22 protein-coding genes and 1 pseudogene are annotated in these 18,653 nt (G+C 28.0%); 7 read left to right on the top strand and 16 right to left on the bottom strand.

Going from position 1 to position 18,653, the window contains the following annotated elements; all coding sequences use genetic code 11:
- Positions 1 to 148, top strand: a pseudogene (locus DU473_RS08280) (methyl-accepting chemotaxis protein); the annotation flags it as partial.
- Positions 149 to 516: 368 nt separating this feature from the next.
- On the opposite strand, the gene DU473_RS07645 reads toward DU473_RS08280, so the two are convergent.
- Entirely contained in the window at positions 517 to 1,893 is a 1,377-nt protein-coding gene (locus DU473_RS07645; RefSeq protein ID WP_131186926.1) for a hemolysin family protein, read from the bottom strand.
- A gap of 79 nt (positions 1,894 to 1,972) precedes the next feature.
- On the bottom strand, positions 1,973 to 3,145 hold the full coding sequence (locus DU473_RS07640) for a putative transporter (RefSeq protein ID WP_131163953.1): 1,173 nt from the start codon (positions 3,143 to 3,145) through the stop codon (positions 1,973 to 1,975).
- Between the two features lie 129 nt (positions 3,146 to 3,274).
- Between DU473_RS07640 and DU473_RS07635 the strand changes: the two genes are divergently transcribed.
- Positions 3,275 to 4,480 (top strand): saccharopine dehydrogenase family protein, encoded by a 1,206-nt coding sequence (locus DU473_RS07635; protein WP_131163952.1) that lies wholly within the window; start codon positions 3,275 to 3,277, stop codon positions 4,478 to 4,480.
- Positions 4,481 to 4,492: 12 nt separating this feature from the next.
- On the opposite strand, the gene DU473_RS08500 is transcribed toward DU473_RS07635, so the two are convergent.
- The 5 genes from DU473_RS08500 to tupB all read right to left on the bottom strand — a co-directional run bounded on the left by DU473_RS08500 (position 4,493) and on the right by tupB (position 7,618).
- Positions 4,493 to 4,855: a hypothetical protein gene (locus tag DU473_RS08500; protein ID WP_131163951.1), complete on the bottom strand. Its 363-nt coding sequence runs from the start codon at positions 4,853 to 4,855 to the stop codon at positions 4,493 to 4,495.
- A gap of 104 nt (positions 4,856 to 4,959) precedes the next feature.
- Positions 4,960 to 5,184: a class I SAM-dependent methyltransferase gene (locus DU473_RS08495; protein WP_131186925.1), complete on the bottom strand. Its 225-nt coding sequence runs from the start codon at positions 5,182 to 5,184 to the stop codon at positions 4,960 to 4,962.
- Positions 5,185 to 5,252: 68 nt separating this feature from the next.
- The gene (gene sodB / locus DU473_RS07620; protein ID WP_131163949.1) at positions 5,253 to 5,915 is read right to left on the bottom strand and encodes a superoxide dismutase [Fe]; all 663 of its coding nucleotides are present in this window, start codon (positions 5,913 to 5,915) and stop codon (positions 5,253 to 5,255) included.
- 71 nt (positions 5,916 to 5,986) lie between these two features.
- Positions 5,987 to 6,931: a tungstate ABC transporter ATP-binding protein TupC gene (gene tupC / locus DU473_RS07615; RefSeq protein ID WP_131186924.1), complete on the bottom strand. Its 945-nt coding sequence runs from the start codon at positions 6,929 to 6,931 to the stop codon at positions 5,987 to 5,989.
- Positions 6,932 to 7,618 (bottom strand): tungstate ABC transporter permease TupB, encoded by a 687-nt coding sequence (gene tupB / locus DU473_RS07610; RefSeq protein WP_131163947.1) that lies wholly within the window; start codon positions 7,616 to 7,618, stop codon positions 6,932 to 6,934.
- Between the two features lie 92 nt (positions 7,619 to 7,710).
- On the opposite strand from tupB, the gene tupA reads away from it, so the two are divergent.
- The 4 genes from tupA to cydB all read left to right on the top strand — a co-directional run bounded on the left by tupA (position 7,711) and on the right by cydB (position 11,662).
- Positions 7,711 to 8,520, top strand: a complete 810-nt coding sequence (gene tupA / locus DU473_RS07605) for a tungstate ABC transporter substrate-binding protein TupA (protein WP_131163946.1) — start codon at positions 7,711 to 7,713, stop codon at positions 8,518 to 8,520.
- A 238-nt stretch (positions 8,521 to 8,758) separates the two neighbouring features.
- The gene (locus DU473_RS07600; protein WP_131163957.1) at positions 8,759 to 8,995 is read left to right on the top strand and encodes a DUF4492 domain-containing protein; all 237 of its coding nucleotides are present in this window, start codon (positions 8,759 to 8,761) and stop codon (positions 8,993 to 8,995) included.
- Complete coding sequence (locus DU473_RS07595) at positions 8,988 to 10,538, top strand: cytochrome ubiquinol oxidase subunit I (protein WP_131186923.1); 1,551 nt, start codon at positions 8,988 to 8,990, stop codon at positions 10,536 to 10,538. The genes DU473_RS07600 and DU473_RS07595 overlap by 8 nt, the downstream gene beginning before the upstream one ends.
- Positions 10,538 to 11,662: a cytochrome d ubiquinol oxidase subunit II gene (gene cydB / locus DU473_RS07590; RefSeq protein WP_131163944.1), complete on the top strand. Its 1,125-nt coding sequence runs from the start codon at positions 10,538 to 10,540 to the stop codon at positions 11,660 to 11,662. Before DU473_RS07595 ends, cydB begins: the two co-directional genes overlap by 1 nt.
- 335 nt (positions 11,663 to 11,997) lie before the next feature.
- On the opposite strand, the gene rplQ is transcribed toward cydB, so the two are convergent.
- From rplQ to infA, 7 genes are all read right to left on the bottom strand, one after another.
- Positions 11,998 to 12,351, bottom strand: a complete 354-nt coding sequence (gene rplQ / locus DU473_RS07585; RefSeq protein ID WP_131163943.1) for a 50S ribosomal protein L17 — start codon at positions 12,349 to 12,351, stop codon at positions 11,998 to 12,000.
- Between the two features lie 3 nt (positions 12,352 to 12,354).
- On the bottom strand, positions 12,355 to 13,368 hold the full coding sequence (locus tag DU473_RS07580; RefSeq protein ID WP_131186922.1) for a DNA-directed RNA polymerase subunit alpha: 1,014 nt from the start codon (positions 13,366 to 13,368) through the stop codon (positions 12,355 to 12,357).
- 12 nt (positions 13,369 to 13,380) lie between these two features.
- Positions 13,381 to 14,007 carry a 30S ribosomal protein S4 gene (gene rpsD / locus DU473_RS07575; protein WP_131163941.1) on the bottom strand — a complete coding sequence of 209 codons (627 nt, stop codon included), beginning with the start codon at positions 14,005 to 14,007 and terminating at the stop codon, positions 13,381 to 13,383.
- Between the two features lie 27 nt (positions 14,008 to 14,034).
- Positions 14,035 to 14,427: a 30S ribosomal protein S11 gene (gene rpsK / locus DU473_RS07570; RefSeq protein WP_131163940.1), complete on the bottom strand. Its 393-nt coding sequence runs from the start codon at positions 14,425 to 14,427 to the stop codon at positions 14,035 to 14,037.
- Positions 14,428 to 14,436: 9 nt separating this feature from the next.
- Positions 14,437 to 14,802, bottom strand: a complete 366-nt coding sequence (gene rpsM / locus DU473_RS07565) for a 30S ribosomal protein S13 (RefSeq protein WP_131163939.1) — start codon at positions 14,800 to 14,802, stop codon at positions 14,437 to 14,439.
- Positions 14,803 to 14,804: 2 nt separating this feature from the next.
- A complete protein-coding gene (gene rpmJ / locus DU473_RS07560) occupies positions 14,805 to 14,918 on the bottom strand; it encodes a 50S ribosomal protein L36 (RefSeq protein ID WP_131163938.1) in 114 nt (37 codons plus the stop codon).
- A gap of 160 nt (positions 14,919 to 15,078) precedes the next feature.
- Complete coding sequence (infA, locus tag DU473_RS07555; RefSeq protein WP_004275892.1) at positions 15,079 to 15,297, bottom strand: translation initiation factor IF-1; 219 nt, start codon at positions 15,295 to 15,297, stop codon at positions 15,079 to 15,081.
- A 105-nt stretch (positions 15,298 to 15,402) separates the two neighbouring features.
- On the opposite strand from infA, the gene DU473_RS07550 reads away from it, so the two are divergent.
- Positions 15,403 to 17,034, top strand: coding sequence for a multidrug ABC transporter permease/ATP-binding protein (locus tag DU473_RS07550; RefSeq protein ID WP_131163937.1), 1,632 nt, complete (start codon positions 15,403 to 15,405; stop codon positions 17,032 to 17,034).
- A gap of 13 nt (positions 17,035 to 17,047) precedes the next feature.
- Here the strand turns inward: DU473_RS07550 and cgb are convergent, their stop codons facing one another.
- Together cgb and DU473_RS07540 are read right to left on the bottom strand one after the other, a co-directional pair.
- A complete protein-coding gene (cgb, locus tag DU473_RS07545; RefSeq protein ID WP_131163936.1) occupies positions 17,048 to 17,476 on the bottom strand; it encodes a single-domain globin Cgb in 429 nt (142 codons plus the stop codon).
- Between the two features lie 155 nt (positions 17,477 to 17,631).
- Positions 17,632 to 18,653: Cj0814 family flagellar-dependent secreted protein (locus DU473_RS07540; RefSeq protein ID WP_262868272.1), on the bottom strand; the 1,022-nt coding region annotated here is incomplete at its 5' end.

Below are 18,653 nucleotides of genomic sequence, written 5' to 3'. Positions count from 1 at the left end.
TATTACTCAAATCAATGAAAGTGTAGCTCACATAGATCAAACTACTAAAGATAATGTTGAGATTGCAAATGAATCAGCACTTATTTCTAATACAGTAAGTGATATAGCAAGTAATATACTTGATGATGTAAAGAAAAAAAGATTTTAATATACTAGAGAGCTAAGGCTCTCTAGGGTTAATTTATAAACAATGAAATTTGATTTAGGATATACAATTTAAAAAAATAGTATAAAAATCATACTCTAAAAATTCATCTCTCACATTAACTCCTTATTACCGCTTACAATAGGATAAGTAAAAATATCTTCACTTTTTAAACATTTAATCTTTAATTTAAAAAATGTTGGCGAAATTTATATTGACTCTTAAGCTTCATTAGAAAAAAATAGTAACATTAAAAAAATCGTTTTTATAGAAATACTTCTTATTTTATAATTTTTTATAAGCTTTGTTTTATGGTAAATACGTTTAATTTAATGTTTGATAAAGAGTTTAAGATAACAAAAGATGATTTATTAATCATCTTTATATTTTTTAGTAAGTTTTATTTGCTCTATAGAGTTGCCATTCATTTTTTGAACTTCATAGTAACAAAGTTCATCTTCAATTTTTTCTCCAACTGAAGGTAAATGCCCTAAAAGATTAAAAACATATCCTCCAATAGTTACTTGTTCTAAATCTTCATCGTATTTTATTTCTAAAAGTTCTTCTACCTTTTCTATATCACATCTACCCTGAAATTCGAAAACATTTTCAGCGAGTTGTTTATAATTATCTATTTCTTCGTTTTCGCTTTTAATTTCTCCTATAATCTCTTCCATGATATCTTCAATGGTTAAAATCCCAGCTGTTCCACCGTATTCATCAATTACTAAAGCGGTATGAGATCTTTCTTTGTTCATCATAACAAGAACTTTTGAAATACTGATATTTTCAGGCACAACTACAATTGGTTTTACAAAATTATCTAAATTTTTATTATTTTTTAGATTTTCGTTTTTATTTATAAGTTCGTTTTGTATAATATCTCTAATGTGTATTATTCCTAAAATTGTATCTTTTGATCCGTCTATATAAGGAAATCTTGTGTGTTTATGTTCGCAAATAGTTTGAATATTTTCAGTATAACTTTTTTGTTTATTTAAACAAATCATATCTTTACGTGGAGTCATAATCTCTTTGGCTACTGTATCTGAAAAATCAACCGCGTTACGTATTATTTCTGTTTCAAATTCATCTAAAACACCACCTTTTTGACTTTCACTTGCTATAATTTTAATCTCTTCTTCAGAATGGGTTAGATCATATTCTTTAGCTGGTTTAATACCAAAAGCTTTTAAAGTTAAAGCCGCAAGGAAATCAAATATCTTAATAAAAGGTAAAAATAATGTCCAAAATAAATGTAAAGGTTTTGCTATCCAAAGCACTGCTTTATCTGCTGTTGCTATAGCTATACTTTTAGGCACTAATTCTCCTAAAACTACATGCAAAAGAGTGATAATGCTAAAAGCTATAATAAAAGATATAGTATGAATTAATACTGAATTAAATCCAAGTTTTAAAAGAGGTGTTTCCAAAATTTTGGCTATGGCTGGTTCACCTATCCAACCAAGAGCTAATGAACTTAGAGTAATACCAAGTTGACAAGCACTTAAATAAGTATCAAGTTTTGATGTGATATCCAAAGCTTGTTTAGCGTTTGCTTTTTTATCTTTTACATATTCTTCAAGTTTTGATTTTCTTACTTTGACAATACTAAATTCGGATAAAACAAAAAAACCATTTAAAAATACTAAAATAATTGTGATTGAAATCATAAATATAGAATAACTTGCGTCAAAAGATGTTTGAGATAAGGTTTTATTTAAGTCTAAAATTTGACTGGGGTCCAATGAAACTCCTTATAATTTAAAATAAATATTTAGGAATTATACATTATTAAAAGTAAAATTTTAGCTTAAAATATTTTGCTTAGCTATAAGAAATATTTTTTTCAAATTCATTTAAACGTTTATAAATACTTCTAAGCTGGGTAATTGTTGTCCAATTTTCTATAAAAACGCTAAAAGAAGTCCTTACTTGATCAAAAGCATTATTTATTTGCATCACAATACCCAAACCAATAGCACCAGTAAAAAGACTAGGAGCTATAATTAAAAAAGGAACAATAACCAATATTTGTTTAAACAAAATAAGCCAAATATTAAAGTATCCATAATGCAAAAAAAGTCTATGATAGTTAAATTTTAATCCTATAAAAAGTTCGATCATTGTTTCGTTTTTGGCATATTGTTTTCTATTATCTTCTGCAAAGACTAATTCTTTTCTAAAAGCAGCTTCTGCTTTTTGGTTGTTATATTCAAGTCCAGGAAGTTTGATGCCTATAAACCAAGAAATTATAAGTCCACCTAAAGAAATTAAAAGTGCTATATAAACTAAAAATCCATCTAAATTAACTAAAAAATAAAATAAAGAATCTTTTGATAGGTTTTGAGATAAACTATGAGAAATTTGATCACTTAAAGTCCATAAAATAGGTATAAAAGCAATGAGGGTCATTAAAGCTTTTATAAAAGCTAAGCCAAGTTGTTCTACTATTTTAGAAAAATTATAAATATCTTCTTGAATTCTTTGAGAGCTTCCTTCTATATTATCATCTTTTTGCTTCCAAAATTTTAGATAGTCAAAAGTCATAGCTTCACGCCATTTAAAAGCATAAATACTTGCAAAATAAATATTAATCGTTGCTATGATCACATAGGGTAGGGCAATACATAAGAATATAATAATCAAAGAATAAAAATCTTTAATGTCATAACTTGTCTTTATTTCTATATTTTTTATCCCAAAAAACTTTTCTAAAAGAAACTGATAATAATAAATTGATGCCTTATTGATTAAATTGGCTTTTTCTAAATTTTGCTCTGCTAGCTTGGTTGCTTTTTGAATTTCTTGATCTGAAAAAAATGATATTTCATTAGAGCTTTGAATTTTTGGCTTTTGTAAAGCATTGTAAAAATTTTGATACCATTCATTAATGGCAACATTTAAGGTTATTTGTAAATATAAAAATAATAATAATAAAAATAAACCAGAATATGCCCAAAGCATCCATTTTTTAGAAAGGAAAAATGATTTAAACATCTTAAAACTTTGTAAAATTAATTTTTAGTATAATACTAAATTATATTTTTTTATTTTAAATCATATATAAACTATTAAGATTTTATATGAATTTTGACTTGTAAATTTAAATTTTTAAGGATAAATATAATGGCAAACCTTTTAATTATTGGTGCAGGTGGGGTAAGTCGTGTAGCTACTGTAAAATGTGCAATGAATTTGGATACTTTTAGCAAGATTACTCTAGCTAGTAGAACAAAAAGCAAATGTGATGAAATTGCTGCTTTTATTAAAGAGCGTTTAGGGGTAGAGATTGAGACTGCACAAATTGATGCTGATGATAGTGATGCAGTTGTAGAACTTATCAAAAAAACAGGAGCACAAATTTTGCTCAATGTAGCTTTACCTTATCAGGATTTAAGTTTGATGGATGCTTGTATAAAAGCTGGAATTCATTATATTGATACAGCAAATTATGAACATCCTGATGTGGCTAAATTTGAATACAAAGAACAATGGGCAAGAAATGATAAATTTAAACAAGCAGGAATTTTGGGGCTTTTAGGAAGTGGATTTGATCCAGGTGTAACTAATGTTTTTTGTGCTTATGCACAGCAAAATTTATTTGATGAAATTTCTTATATAGATATTTTAGATTGTAATGCAGGTGATCATGGCTATGCTTTTGCAACTAATTTTAATCCTGAAATCAATTTGCGCGAGGTTTCTGCAAAAGGGCGTTATTGGGAAAATGGAAAATGGATAGAAACGGATCCTATGGAGATTAAGATGGAGTGGGACTATCCTGAAGTTGGGGTTAAAGATAGCTATTTGCTTTATCATGAAGAGCTTGAAAGTTTGGTTAAGAATATAAAAGGTTTAAAAAGAATTCGCTTTTTTATGACTTTTGGGCAAAGCTACTTAACTCATATGAAATGCCTTGAAAATGTTGGAATGCTAGGTATTAAGCCTGTAATGCATCAAGGTAAAGAAATCATTCCTATAGAATTTTTAAAAACTCTGCTTCCTGATCCTGCAAGTTTGGGACCGCGTACCAAAGGATATACAAATATAGGTTGCGTGATACGTGGAATCAAAGATGGCAAAGATAAACAAGTTTATATTTATAATGTTTGCAATCACGAAGAATGCTACAAAGAAACTGGAGCACAAGCTGTAAGCTATACTACTGGAGTACCTGCTATGATAGGAGCAAAACTTGTTGCTCAAAAGATTTGGCAAGGAAAAGGTGTATTTAATATGGAGGAATTTGATGCTAAACCTTTTATGGAAGAACTTAATTTACAAGGTCTTCCTTGGAAGATTATTGAAATGACTCCAAGTTTAGGGGAGTAAGTGCTAAAGCACTTACTTTTGTCCTATGTAAATAAAATGCTCTACACTACCTTCAAAATTATGCAAATTAATTAATTCATAATCTCCCCAAAATAAAGGCTTAAAAGGTTTAAAGTCTTCTTTTAATTCTTCTATATTTTTGGTAAAACGTATGTATGAAGAACCACTCAATCTTCCGCTTGGACATTTTTTTACTTCGCGTAGTCCATTATCCATAAGTTCTCCTCTTTCATACATACTATAGCCTTTATCACTCATCATGGTTGCAAATATAATAGCTCCATTATTACACAATTCATAAAATTCTTGTATAGTCTCTTTGAAAGCTTGTTTTGTAAGATAATACAAACTTTGATTTGCGAATATAAAATCCATTTTTACATTAAATAAATTTTTAAAGCTAGAATTAGGAGTTATAATATGAAAATTTTTAGAATTTAATAAAAGATCTTTTTCCCAAATATTTTTTAAACTAGGAACTATATCAATGCCATAAGGCTCAATACCCCCCCCCCAGTTATATTTTTAAAATACTTAGAATGCACGCCATTTCCGCAACCAAAATCTAATAAATTTCCACTTGTTTTATGGAGTTTGCATTTTAAGATTCTTTCGTAAAATCTTATGACATGACCATCAGGATATTGTAATCCATAACCTTTTTCTTCGTATTTTTGGGTATATGCTAATAAAGAATTATCCATTTTATTCCTTTATAATGAATTTCGACAACTTAAGTCAAAATTCATTATAACGTAAAAAAAGATAAAAATTACTTTACAGGATGAAGTTCATTAGCATAAAAACTAACTGATGCCATACCTTCTTTTAAAGCCCACTCATAAGCTTTTGAAACAAATTCCCAGTTAATATGAGCATAAAATTTTTCTAAGTAAGCAGGACGCGCATTGCGATGATCTATGTAATAAGCATGTTCCCAAACATCTACAACAAGTAAAGGAATTTTATCTTCAGTTATTGGTGTAGCAGCATTTGAAGTAGCTGTAAATTCTAGTTTTTGATTTTTGGTATTGTAAACTAACCAAAACCAACCAGATCCAAAAACTCCTGTAGCACCTTTAATAAATTCAGCTTTAAAATTATCTAAAGATCCAAATTCTTTTTCTAAGGCTTCTTTTAATTTTGCATCTAGACTTTCACAATTTCCTCCACATCCACAACCAATTTTTGGTTTTATGCAATCAAAATAGAAGTCGTGATTATAAACTTGTGCTGCGTTATTAAAGATTCCTCCGCTTGAAGTTTGAATAATACTTACAAGATCTTTGCCTGCAAATTCAGTATCTTTTATAAGATTATTTAAATTTGTAACATAAGTATTATGATGTTTTCCATGATGATAGTTAAAAGTTTCGCTACTTAAAAAATCTCCAAAAGCGTTAATATCATAAGGCAATTTTCTTAATTCGAACATAGTTTCTCCTTTGTTTTTATTTTCATATAAATTGTAACATAAATTAATTAAAAAGAGTAAAAAGGTCTTTTTTATATGAAATAAATAGCCTCTTCGTCAAAGCTTAGCTCTATATTTTGATAGAGTTTTAATGGAAGTTTTTGGAAATCTTCATTTTTTAATGCAAATTCTAGAATCTTATTTCCAGAAGTTACTCTAATAAATACAAATTCTTTTTTTATTCTTAAAGCAATAATCTTTGCTTGTTTGATATGAAATTCTAAATGATTGCCTAATTTTATTTTATAAGGATTTATGGCTATTTTTTGTGCTTTTGTTTTAAAATAAAGCAAATTTGAAAATTCTATAATATTTTTATCTAAATCAAAGATATTGATATTTTCAAATTCTAAAATTTTTCCATCATGCAAATAAAATTTAGTTTGTGCTAAATCATCTAAAAAATTTTTATCATGACTCACTATAAGAAAGCCGTTTTTTCTTTCTTTTTGAATTTCTAATAGAGCTTTTTTAAAAAGAAACAAAGTATTTTTATCCAAAAATGCGCTAGGTTCATCTAAAAGATAGTATCTAGCCTTTATGCTTAAAGCTATAGCTAAAGATATTTTTCTTATTTGTCCAGAAGAGAGCTCATGAGTATTTTTTTTTAATAAATTTTTATCAAGATCTAGTAATTTTAAAGCTTTTTGAATACTTTCGTCCCAATTTTCTTTTATATTGTAAGTTTTTAGTGCAAAGTAAAAATTGTCTTTTACATTGCGATTTAGAAGTATAGGATCAGGAAGTAATAAATAAATACGTCTTTTTTCTTCAAGTGAAAGTCTGTTTTTTCCAAAATAAGTAATATTTCTAGAAAAGTCTCCTTCTAAAAAAGCAAGTATTCTTAAAAGTGTGCTTTTTCCGCTCCCATTTATTCCAGTTAAAATACTTATTTTTTTGGTATCAAGATTAAGATTATTAATATTTAAAATCATTTTTTCTTTATAAAAAAACTGAAGATCTTTTATGCTTATCATTTAATCTCTTTTGAGTTTATGAATAATAAAATTTAAAAAGAACGAAAGAGTAATAAGAACTAAAGCCAAAGCAATACCTCTTGCAAATTCTCCTTTGCTTGTTTCAAGGGAAATTGCTGTTGTGATTGTTCTTGTATCGTATTTTATATTCCCTCCAACCATCATAGCAACTCCAACTTCAGCTACAATACGTCCATAAGCTAAGGCAACAACACTAATTAAAGCAAATCTTAGTTCATATATAATAGTTAAAATAAGTCTTATGGAGCTTAAATGAAAAGACTTAATAAGCAAAAAATGTTTTGGATTCATATTTTCAATTAAATTTGAAAAAAGTGCTATGATTATAGGTAATGCTAATATAAATTGTCCTAAAATTAAAGCTTTTGTTGTAAAAAGTAAATTTAAATTTCCTAAAGGTCCTTTATAAGAAATAAAAGCATAGATAATTAACCCTATGGCAACAGTTGGAAAAGAAAGACTAGTATTAATTAAAAGCTTAATGAAACGTTTTAATTTAAAATCAAAAAATCCTAAAGCAAATCCTAAAGGAAAGCCAACTAAAAAAGCTAAAATGATTGAAATAGTAGAACTTAAGAGAGTTGTATAAATAGCAGAATAAATACTTTCATCTCCACTAAAAAGCAAAAATATACTCTGTTTTAAACCTTCTAAAATATAATCCACACAAAAGCCTTATAAAACCTTTTTAATATTAAGTAATTTTAGCATAATTATGCTAAGATAAAAATATTTATTTAATTAAGAAGGAAATTTCAATGAAAAAGTTACTTTTTTTATGCGTATTAATATTTAATATTCATGCTGCAGAACTTAAAATGGCAACTACAACAAGTACAGATAATACAGGTTTACTCGATGCTTTAAAACCTCTTTATGAAAAAGAAAGTGGAAATACTCTTAAATGGGTTGCTGTTGGAACTGGTGCTGCTTTAAAACTTGCACAAGATTGTAATGCAGATGTTGTTTTTGTACATTCTCCAAAAGTGGAAAAAGAATTTGTTGCTAAAGGTTTTGGTATAGATAGAACTCCTTTAATGTATAATGATTTTATTTTAATTGCTGATAAATCTTTAGCGCCTTTATTTAAAAATAAAAACTTAAAAGAAAGTTTAGAGCTTATTAAAGATAAGCAATTAACTTTTATTTCAAGAGGAGATAAATCAGGTACAGATAATAAAGAAAAAAGTCTTTGGAAAAATTTAACAGGTGAAATTCCTGAAAAACAAGCTTGGTATCAACAAAGTGGTCAAGGGATGTTAGCTTCTATTATGATAGCTGTAGAGAAAAAGGGTATTATTTTAACAGATCGTGGTACTTATATTAAATATGAGGCAAATGAGAAGAATAATCCAAGCTTAGTTATAGTTAATGAAGGGGATAATAATTTAAAGAATTTTTATTCTATTATAGCTGTAAATCCAAAACATTGTAAAAATGTCAATTATAAAGAAGCGAAAAAATTTATTAAATGGATAAGCAGTGATAAAACACTTAAATTTATTGGTGATTTTAAATTGCTAAATAAACCTTTGTTTATTGTTGATGCAAAAACAAGAAAAGAATAGTTTTTTGGATTTGACTTAACTCCAAAATATAATATAAATAAAGGATAATTATAAATTAAAATTATCCTTTATTATTTTAAATATAACAAAAATAATCATTTAATATTTTTTGCAATGTATTTATTTTTTCGAAATAAAGCGATACTTTTTTAAAATATTTATTTAATATTAATTTAAAACAAAACATACTAAAATAGTCCCTTTTAAAGTCATTCATTTTAGGTATAAGGTGTTTCTTATTTTTAAACGTTTTTATTCTATTTTAATTAAGATATTTTATTTTTATAAAGATGGATTTAAAAGTTTAACTCTTGGAAAAACTTTATGGAAAATTATCTTCATTAAACTTTTTATTATTTTTGTTGTTTTTAAAATTTTTCTTTTTGACATTAATTTTAATTCTATCTTTAAAAGTTCTGAAGACAAGAGTAATTTTGTATTTAAAAATTTATTAAAGGAAAATATTAATGAGTGAATTAACTAGTGTTGATTGGTCTAGGGCTCAATTTGCTTTAACAGCACTTTATCATTTTTTATTTGTGCCCTTAACTTTAGGACTTTCTTTTATTATTGCGATAATGGAGAGTATTTATGTAAAAACAGGGAATGAAGTTTGGAAAAAAATCACAAAATTTTGGCTTTCTTTGTTTGCTATAAATTTTGCAATCGGTGTGGCAACTGGTATCATTATGGAATTTGAATTTGGGACCAATTGGGCTAATTATTCTTGGTTTGTGGGTGATATTTTTGGTGCTCCTTTGGCAATAGAAGGTTTAATGGCATTTTTTCTAGAGGCTACTTTTTTTGCTGTTATGTTTTTTGGATGGGATAAAGTTTCAAAGAAATTTCATCTTTTTTCTACATGGTGTGTAGCTATTGGAAGTAATTTAAGTGCTTTTTGGATTTTAGTTGCTAATGCTTGGATGCAATATCCAGTAGGTATGAAATTTAATCTTGATAGTGCACGAAATGAGATGGAAAATTTTTTCGAAGTAGCATTTTCGCCAGTTGCTGTTTCAAAATTTTTGCATACTATAGGAAGTGGTTATGTAATTTCTGCACTTTTTGTTATAGGAATTTCAGCGTGGTTTTTGCTTAAAAAAAGGCACAGATTAGAGGCTAAAAAAAGTCTTGTTGTGGGAGCTAGTTTTGGTTTAATATGCTCTATTTTTTTATTTTTTAGTGGAGATGAAAGTGCTTATCGTGTAACCCAAACTCAACCAATGAAACTTGCTGCTATGGAAGGCGTTTATCAAGGAGAACATAGAGCTGGTATTGTAGCTTTTGGAATCTTAAATCCTAAAAAACAAATTGATAATAACGAAAGTGTATTTTTATTTAATATTAGCATTCCTTATGCTTTATCTATTTTAGGAAATCGCGATCCTAATAGTTTTGTTCCTGGTATTGAGGATTTAATCTATGGCAATGAAGCTAAAAATATAGAGCCTATGCAAAATCGTATTGATAGAGGTAAAATTGCAATTAAAGCTTTAAAAGATTATAAATTTGCAAAAGAAAATAATATAACTGATTTAAAACAATCAAGCCAGATTTTATTTGAACAAAATTTTAAAGATTTTGGTTATGGATATTTAGAAAAACCTGAAGATACTATCCCTCCTATTGCTTTAACTTTTTATAGTTTTCATATTATGGTTGGGCTTGGAACTTTCTTTTTCTTGCTTTTTATCGTTGTTCTTTACTTGACTATGGCTAATGATATTGAGAAATTTAAAAAGATACTTTGGATTTGTGTTTTTTCTATACCTCTTGGATATATTGCAGCAGAAGCAGGATGGATAGTAGCTGAAGTTGGAAGACAACCTTGGGCTATACAAGATCTTATGCCTGTAAGTATTGGTGCAACACATCTTGGAAAATTAAATGTGCAAATTTCATTTTGGCTTTTTGCTTTACTTTTTACAGCACTTCTAATTGCAGAAATTAAAATAATGCTCACTCAGATTAAAAAAGGATTTGATGCACATCAAAATCATATAAAGGAGGCTAAATAATGTTTTTTGGTTTAGAGCTTTCTCATTTGCAAATTTATTGGTGGGTCATTATTAGTTTGCTTGGCGGTTTTTTAGTATTTATGTTTTTTGTACAAGGTGGTCAAACTTTAATTGATGAACTTTCAAAAAGTGAAGTTGAAAAAACAATGCTTGTAAATTCTTTGGGAAGAAAATGGGAATTAGGATTTACAACTTTAGTGATGTTTGGAGGGGCTGCTTTTGCTGCTTTTCCACTTTTTTATAGCACTAGTTTTGGGGGTGCTTATTGGGCTTGGCTTAGTATATTGTTTTGTTTTATTCTTCAAGCTATTTCTTATGAGTATCGTAAAAAAGATAACAATCTTTATGGTTCTAAAACTTATGAGTTTTTTCTAAAAATTAATGGATTTTTAGGAGTATTTTTAATCGGTATTGCGGTAAGTAGTTTTTTTAGTGGATCTCATTTTAAGCTTAGTGAGTATAATTTTGTCCTTTGGGATCATCCTTTGCGTGGTTTAGAGCTTTTATTTAATCCTTTAAATTATCTGCTTGGCTTTGCTTTGGTTTTTTTAAGTAGAATACTTGGTGCAGCTTATTTTATGAATAATATTAAAGATGATGAGATAAAAATGCGTTGTGTGCGTAAAATTTATATTAATACGTTCTTGTTTTTACCATTTTTCATAGCTTTTATTGTATGGATTTTTTTAAAAGATGGATTTTTTATAGATGAGCAAAAAATTGTTTCTATGAAATCTAATATTTATCTTTTGAATTTTTTAAATTATCCTTTGTTTTTAATATTTTTTATTTTAGGAGTTTTATTGGTTCTTGCGGGAATTTTTCAAGCTCTTAAAAAATGCACTAAAGCCATTTTTACTTTAGGTATTGGTGTTATTCTTGTTGTTTTTAATTTATTTTTGAGCATAGGACTTGGAGATAGTTCTTTTTATCCATCCATAAGTCATTTGCAAAGTTCATTAACATTGGAAAATGCAAGTTCAAGTTATTATACTTTAAGTGTAATGTCTTATGTTTCTTTACTTATACCTTTTGTTTTGATTTATATCATATATTCTTGGAGAGCAATGGATAAAGTTAAGATTACAAAAGAAGAAATTTCAAATAGTGATCATATTTATTAGGAGAAAAGCAATGTTTCATGCGTTATTTTTGTTAATTTGGCCTTTAGTGATATATTTATCTTATAAATTTATTTTGTTAAATATAAATCAACTAGAAAAAGATAAAAAACTATAAAGTATTTTAAAAATATAACGATATAGTAATTGAATCTTTTCAAAATATTGCTTAAGACCTTTGAAATATAAGGTCTTTTTTCTACTTTATATTTTCATCAGTGGTGATTATAATGTTAAATTTGTTTATAAAACACAATCAAATTACAAAAGTAAAATTAAATGTTAGGTATAAAAAAATAAAAGAATTGATATTTGGAGAAGAGCTTAAGCTTTAAAGCTTAAGCAACGAATTCTATAAAAGCCATCTCAGCTGCATCGCCACGACGAATTCTAGTTTTGATTATTCTAGTATATCCACCATTACGATCTTTAAATTTAGGTGCAATTTCTGTTACTAATTTATTTGTAGCAAGTTTATCTTGTAAGCTTGCAAAAACAATTCTATGAGCATTAAAATCTCCAACTCTTGCACGTGTAATTAATTTTTCTATGTAAACCCTAAGTTCTTTTGCTTTTGGTAGAGTTGTTTCTATTTTATTATTATTTACAAGAGCTATAGTTAAATTCTTAAGTAAAGCAGCACGATGAGATGATGTTCTACCAAGTTTTCTATATCCGTGTTTATGTCTCATTTTTTATCCTTCATTTTGTGCTTTTAGTTCATTAATTTTTTTTCTAAGAGCTTCTTTATTTTCATTTAAATTTGAAGTTCCTACAGGAAAACCTATATTTTCCATAATATTTTTAATTTCATCTAAAGATTTCTTGCCAAGATTTTTTAAACCTGCTAATTCATTAACACTCATTAAAGCAAGCTCCCCTATATACACTATCCCAGCTTTTTCAAGGCAATTATAGCTTCTAGCACTTAAATTAAGCTCTGTAATATTTTGCAATAATTTTGTATTTTCTATTTCATTATTTGAATTTTGACTTTTAATCACATTTCTTACATTAGTGATTTTATCAAATACTGATAATTGTTTATACATAGCCTCTAAAGCATTTTGAAAAGCTTCATTAGGGGTGATTTGTCCATCTGTTTTTATTGTAAGAACAATTTTCTCATAGTCTGGATTATCTTCAAATAAAACTTTTTCTATATCATAAGTAGCCTCTCTTACCGGTGTAAAGAAAGCATCCAGAGCGATAAATTTAGGATCATTTAAAAGTTCTTTGATTTCTTCGCTTGGAACATAGCCTATACCTTTTTCTATGATAAGAGTAAATTTAAGCTCTGCATCTTCATTGATAGTTGCTAAATAAGCATCAGTATTAACAACTTCTATTTTGTCATTGCTTAGATCTTTTCCATAGATTTCTTTAGGGCCATTGAAGCTAAATTCTATTATTTCTTTATTGGACTCACCTTTAATTTTAAAACGAAGTTTTTTAAGATTAATAATAAAAAGTGCAACATCTTCAAGCATTCCACGTATACTATCAAATTCATGGGATACTCCATCAATTTGAATTGCTGTTGGAGCATAGCCTATAGTGCTTGTATAAAGCAAACGACGTAAAGGATGAGCCAGAGTAATACCATAGCCAATTTCAAAAGGCCAAGCACTTATTTTAGCCATATTATCACTAATATTTTCTATGGCAAATTCTGTTGGCGTATAAGCAGATGTAGTGATATTTCTCATATTCAGCCTTTATTATTTTGAGTAAAGCTCAACAATATATCTTTCCTCTACAGGAATGACAACTTCTTCTCTCTCTGGATTTCTTGTAAAAATTCCAAATCTCTTATCTTTTTCAACATCAACCCAAGCCACTATACCTGTTTGAGAAGTAAGTTCTAACGATCTTGAAATTTGAGGATTATTTTTACTTTTTTCAATAATTTCAATTTTAGCTCCTGCTTCAACGCGGTAACTTGGAATATCTACTCTTCTACCATTAACTAAAATATGTCCATGTGTTACAAGTTGCCTTGCAAAACGACGTGTAGTTGCAAATCCCATTCTATAAACAACATTATCAAGTCTTTGTTCTAGAAGTTGAATAAGTAAAACCCCTGTATTGCCATCACGTCTAGCAGCTTCATTGAACAATCTTCTAAATTGTTTTTCGCTTACTCCATACATAAATTTAGCTTTTTGTTTTTCTCTTAATTGGAGCCCGTATTCGCTTATTTTACCTTTTTTTGCCCCATGTTGTCCTGGTCCATAAGGACGTTTATCAAGAGCACTTTTTCCTGCTAATCTTCTTTCCCCTTTTAATGCCAAACTGACACCAAAACGTCTTTCTAGTTTTTCTACTGGTCCTCTATATCTTGCCATACTAATTTCTCCTAAATTCTTTTATTTTTAGACACGACGACGTTTAGGTGGTCTACAACCATTATGCGCTAATGGAGTTATATCTTTAAAGAAAGTTACTTTAATTCCCTCCATTGCACCAACACTTTTAACAGCAGTTTCTCTACCGCTTCCTGGCCCTTGCACCTTAATACCCACTTCTTTAATCCCGTGTTCTTTTGCTTTATTTAATGCGTCTTCTACGGCTTGTTGTGCAGCGTATGGAGTTGATTTTTTAGAACCTTTAAAGCCAAGTCCTCCAGCACTGCTCCAAGCAATAGCATTTCCCATTTCATCCGTTACTGTAACCATAGTATTATTAAAGGTCGCACTAATATATACAATACCTTTAGCTATATTTTTCTTAACAACTTTTTTCTTAACAACTTTTCTTTTCGCCATTTTTAATCCTTATGATTTTGCACCAACAGTTTTTCTTTTACCTTTGCGTGTTCTAGCATTTGTTTTTGTTTTCTGTCCACGAACTGGTAAGCCTTTTCTGTGTCTAAGACCTCTAAAACTTCCTAAATCCATTAGTGCTTTAATATCCATAGCAACTTGTTTTCTAAGATCCCCTTCAACTACATAGTTTTCTTGAATCTCTTTGCGGATAGCTGCTGCTTCATCTTCGCTCAACTCATATACTCTTTTATCATATGAGATACCTGTTTTATCTAAAATTTTTCTTGAGCTAAAAAGCCCTATGCCATAGATATAAGTTAATCCATACTCAATTCTCTTTTTTTTTGGTAAATCTACACCTGCAATACGAGCCATATTTATCCTTGTCTTTGTTTATGTTTTGGATTTTCGCAAATAATGCGGACAACGCCTTTACGACGAACTACTTTACATTTGTCACATATTTTTTTGACTGAGGGTCTAACCTTCATATCATCTCCTTAAATAAATTCCACTTAACTTTGCGAAAGCGTATTAGGTTGAGAACCAACTGTTTTCAAAATAAGTGGGACTTTGAAAACACTTCTTTTCATAGCTGAAAGCTTCGCAAAGCTATAATTTTAGCTGAAAATAACTTTTAAATAGCTTAGATTATTTATATCTAAAAGTGATACGTCCTTTATCTAGACTATAAGGAGTGAGTTCGACTTTAACTCTATCGCCAGGCATGATTCTTATATAGTGCATACGCATTTTTCCAGCGATATGACAAAGAATTATGTGTTTGTTATCAAGTTCAACCTTAAAATTTGCATTAGGTAAAGCTTCAATTACATTTCCATCAATTTCAATAACGTCATCTTTTGCCAATTTTTTTCCTTTTATTTTTGTTTGAAGAAATATTATTCTATACAAATAATGCTTAAAAATTAAATTTTTATTTTATATAATATTAATAAAACTACTGGAGTTTTAATGTCTTTTATTATGGAATTATTAAAGCAAAATAAATTAAAATTTTTATCTTTTTTGATTTTTAGTTTTTTTACAAGTATTTTAGGTGTTCTAACTTTAGTATTTATTAATGAATATCTTTTAAAAAGCAAAGAAAATGTTCCCATTTTTTATTTTTTAGCTATTTTGTTTGTTTTTTTTGCTAGTTCTTTTTTTGTTGAATTGTCTCTTAGTATTTTTGGGCAAAATTTTATTTTTAAAATGCAAAGACGTTTGGTTAAGCAAATTTTAGATAGCTCTTTAATTTCTATTGTGGAAGTAGGTAAAGCAAGGCTTTTAGCATCTTTAAGTTCTGATGTTAGAAGTATTTCTTTTGGTATCTTGCGTTTGCCTGAGTTTTTGCAAGCTAGTATTTTAATACTTTGCACTTGTTTTTATCTTTTTTATCTTTCTCCTCAAATTTTTTTACTTTCTTTTGTATGGATTATTTTTGTTTTTATCAGTAATCATTTTTTGATGATGAATGTGTATAAATATTTTAGAAAAGCAAGAGAAAATGACGATTTATTGCAAAATAATTATCAAAATATTTTAGATGGGCATAAGGAATTAAGTATCAATACTTTTAGAGCCAAGTATTATTATGAAAATGAGTTTGAGAAAAATGCAAAAGAAAAACGAAAAAATAGCATTATAGGAAATATTTTAAATAATTTTTCTAATAATTGGACCAATATTTCTTTGCTTGCTTTGGTTGGAGTAGAATTTTATTTGGCTATTAATTTTAAATGGAGCAATCTTGAAGATGCGGTTACGATAGCTTTATCTATACTTTTTTTAAGAACTCCTTTAATTTCTATGATAGGCTCTTTTCCTACTTTAATCTTAGCAAAAATTGCTCTTGATAAAATTTCAAAATTAAAATTAGATGATTATAAAAATACTTTTAACCTAAGTGTAAAAAAAGAGAAGTGGAATCAAATTTGTTTTAAAAATGTTAGTTTTTCTTATAATAATCAATTCATACTTAAACCCGTAAATTTAACTCTTTATAAGGGGGAAATGGTTTTTTTGATTGGTAAAAATGGAAGTGGAAAATCAACCTTTAGTATGCTTTTAAGCGGACTTGTCAAACCTCTTAGTGGAGAAATTTATTTAGATGATGAAAAAATAAATTCTACTAATATTTATGAATACAGATCGCTTCTTAGCGTGATTTTTAGTGATTTTCATCTTTTTACTCAAACTTTGAGCAAAGATAAATTTGCAGATAGTGAAAAAATAAATTTTTGGCTTCATTTTTTAGAGCTTAAAGATAAAACTGAAGTAAAAAATAATCACTTAAGTTTTACAAAACTTTCTACCGGACAAAGAAAACGTTTAGCAATGCTTATAGCTTTGCTTGAAGAAAGAGATGTTTTAATTTTAGATGAATGGGCAGCCGATCAAGATCCTGTTTTTAGGAAATTTTTTTATCATAAACTTTTACCTCTTTTAAAAGAACAGGGTAAAACAATCTTTGCAATTACTCACGATGATAAATATTTTGATGTAGCTGATAGAATTTTTTTAGCTAAAGAGGGTGAAATTTCTGAGCTAAAAGGGCAAAATATAAAAGAAATAGCAAAAGATATAGTAGAAAATTTTACTTAAGCTTGATATATCATCAAGCTTGTTTTTTATAAAGTTCTTCTTCTATTTGTATATAAAAGTCCGCTATTTTACCATAAGCTACTTCCCAAGCTTTTAATGTGTTTTCATCAGCATTTAAAAGATTTTTAATTGCTTTTAAAAGACAGGCTCCTACTATAGGATAATGTTCTTTTTTTACATTTAATTTCACATGAGTTTTTCCAACATGCTCAACATAAGCTTTTATATTTTCTAAGTTTTCTATATTTTGTGCAGCTTTTAAAATAGCCATAGCCAAGGCTTTTGGTTGTTCTCCAGAAGTTTGTTTTTCCATGTTAAACATAGGTTTTACTTCAGGATAATCATTAAACATAATTTTATAAAATTCTTTAGTTAAATCTTCTCCATTTTTTTGTAAAATTGGAATACAATTTTTAATAATTTCAATTTGTTCTTTAGTCATTTTTTCTCCTCATTTATAATTAAAATAAAAAAAGATATTTTAACTCTTATTTAAAATAAAAAAATTGATATAAGTTAAATTTATAATTTAGTTTTTAAAAGTATAGAAGTATAACCTGAATTATCATTGATAGTAAAGATGCTCATATTAATTCCTTATACCCTAGTTTGCCCCAAAAGATTATTGAGTCTATCCATTATAGAATCAGCATAAGAATTAATAGTGCTAGGTTTTGCTTTCCAACCATTAGCAAGAGCTTGTTTAATTTCAGCGTCTAAAGCCCAATTGCCTAAAGCAGATTCTTTAGGAATGTTATTTTCATACATATATAATTCACCTTCTGCTATGCCACGCTCTGCCCAGTATCTAAAAAAGCTTTTAAAATCGCTTTTACCTGTCATGATATTATCAATATCGATTCCAGGACCACTAAAACTTTCCTTAGCCATAGCTCTATTATAGCTAGCTACCTTTGGATCAAAAGTAGTGTTATGACTATATAAAATACGCCCACCTTGAGATTTTAAAAAACTCATAAACAAAGCTTCTTTAGAGTAACTTCCATCTTCATTTTGTGGATAAACTGACATATCTGGTTTAAATTCACAATCTTCTCCCTTAGAAACATTTTTAATCTCTTCTAAGGATAGTCCGAAAGTTTCGGGCTTAATTCCTTTTATCAAACCTCCAGAATCAAAAATAATATCACTTGCTTCATTAAATTGTTCTTGGGTTTTATAAACATTTGAAATGAAAGCATCAGAATAATCTGCTAAAAATTTAATACTTATATCATCATTTCTTACAGAATCGGGGTGTTTAAAAATACCATAACCATTGTAAAATCCACTTACACTATACCCCTTAGGCATAGAATTTATATCTGCTTCGCTAAAACTTGTTTTATCATTTGGAAAACTTTGACTTAAAGCATTAGAAAAAAGATTATAATATTGTCTTATAGTTTCAGCCATATCTATGTTTGTATAGTATTTATCCACTCCTAGATATTCTTTGTGAACTAAAACAATAGGATCATTCTCAGCAGCTCTCTCTATCTCATCTAAAGTAGATTTATGTATCTTAAAATCTTTTGGTAATCCTGCAGCTTTATTAAAGTCTTCTCCCATATAACCATCTTTATCTACACTATAACCATAGGCTAAAGATGCAATAT

Origin of the sequence: Campylobacter novaezeelandiae (assembly GCF_004323845.1) — a bacterium.
Classification (GTDB): Bacteria; Campylobacterota; Campylobacteria; order Campylobacterales; family Campylobacteraceae; genus Campylobacter_D; species Campylobacter_D novaezeelandiae.
The sequence above is the reverse complement of the archived record's forward strand: the minus strand, read 5'-3'. Positions and strand labels throughout refer to the sequence as shown.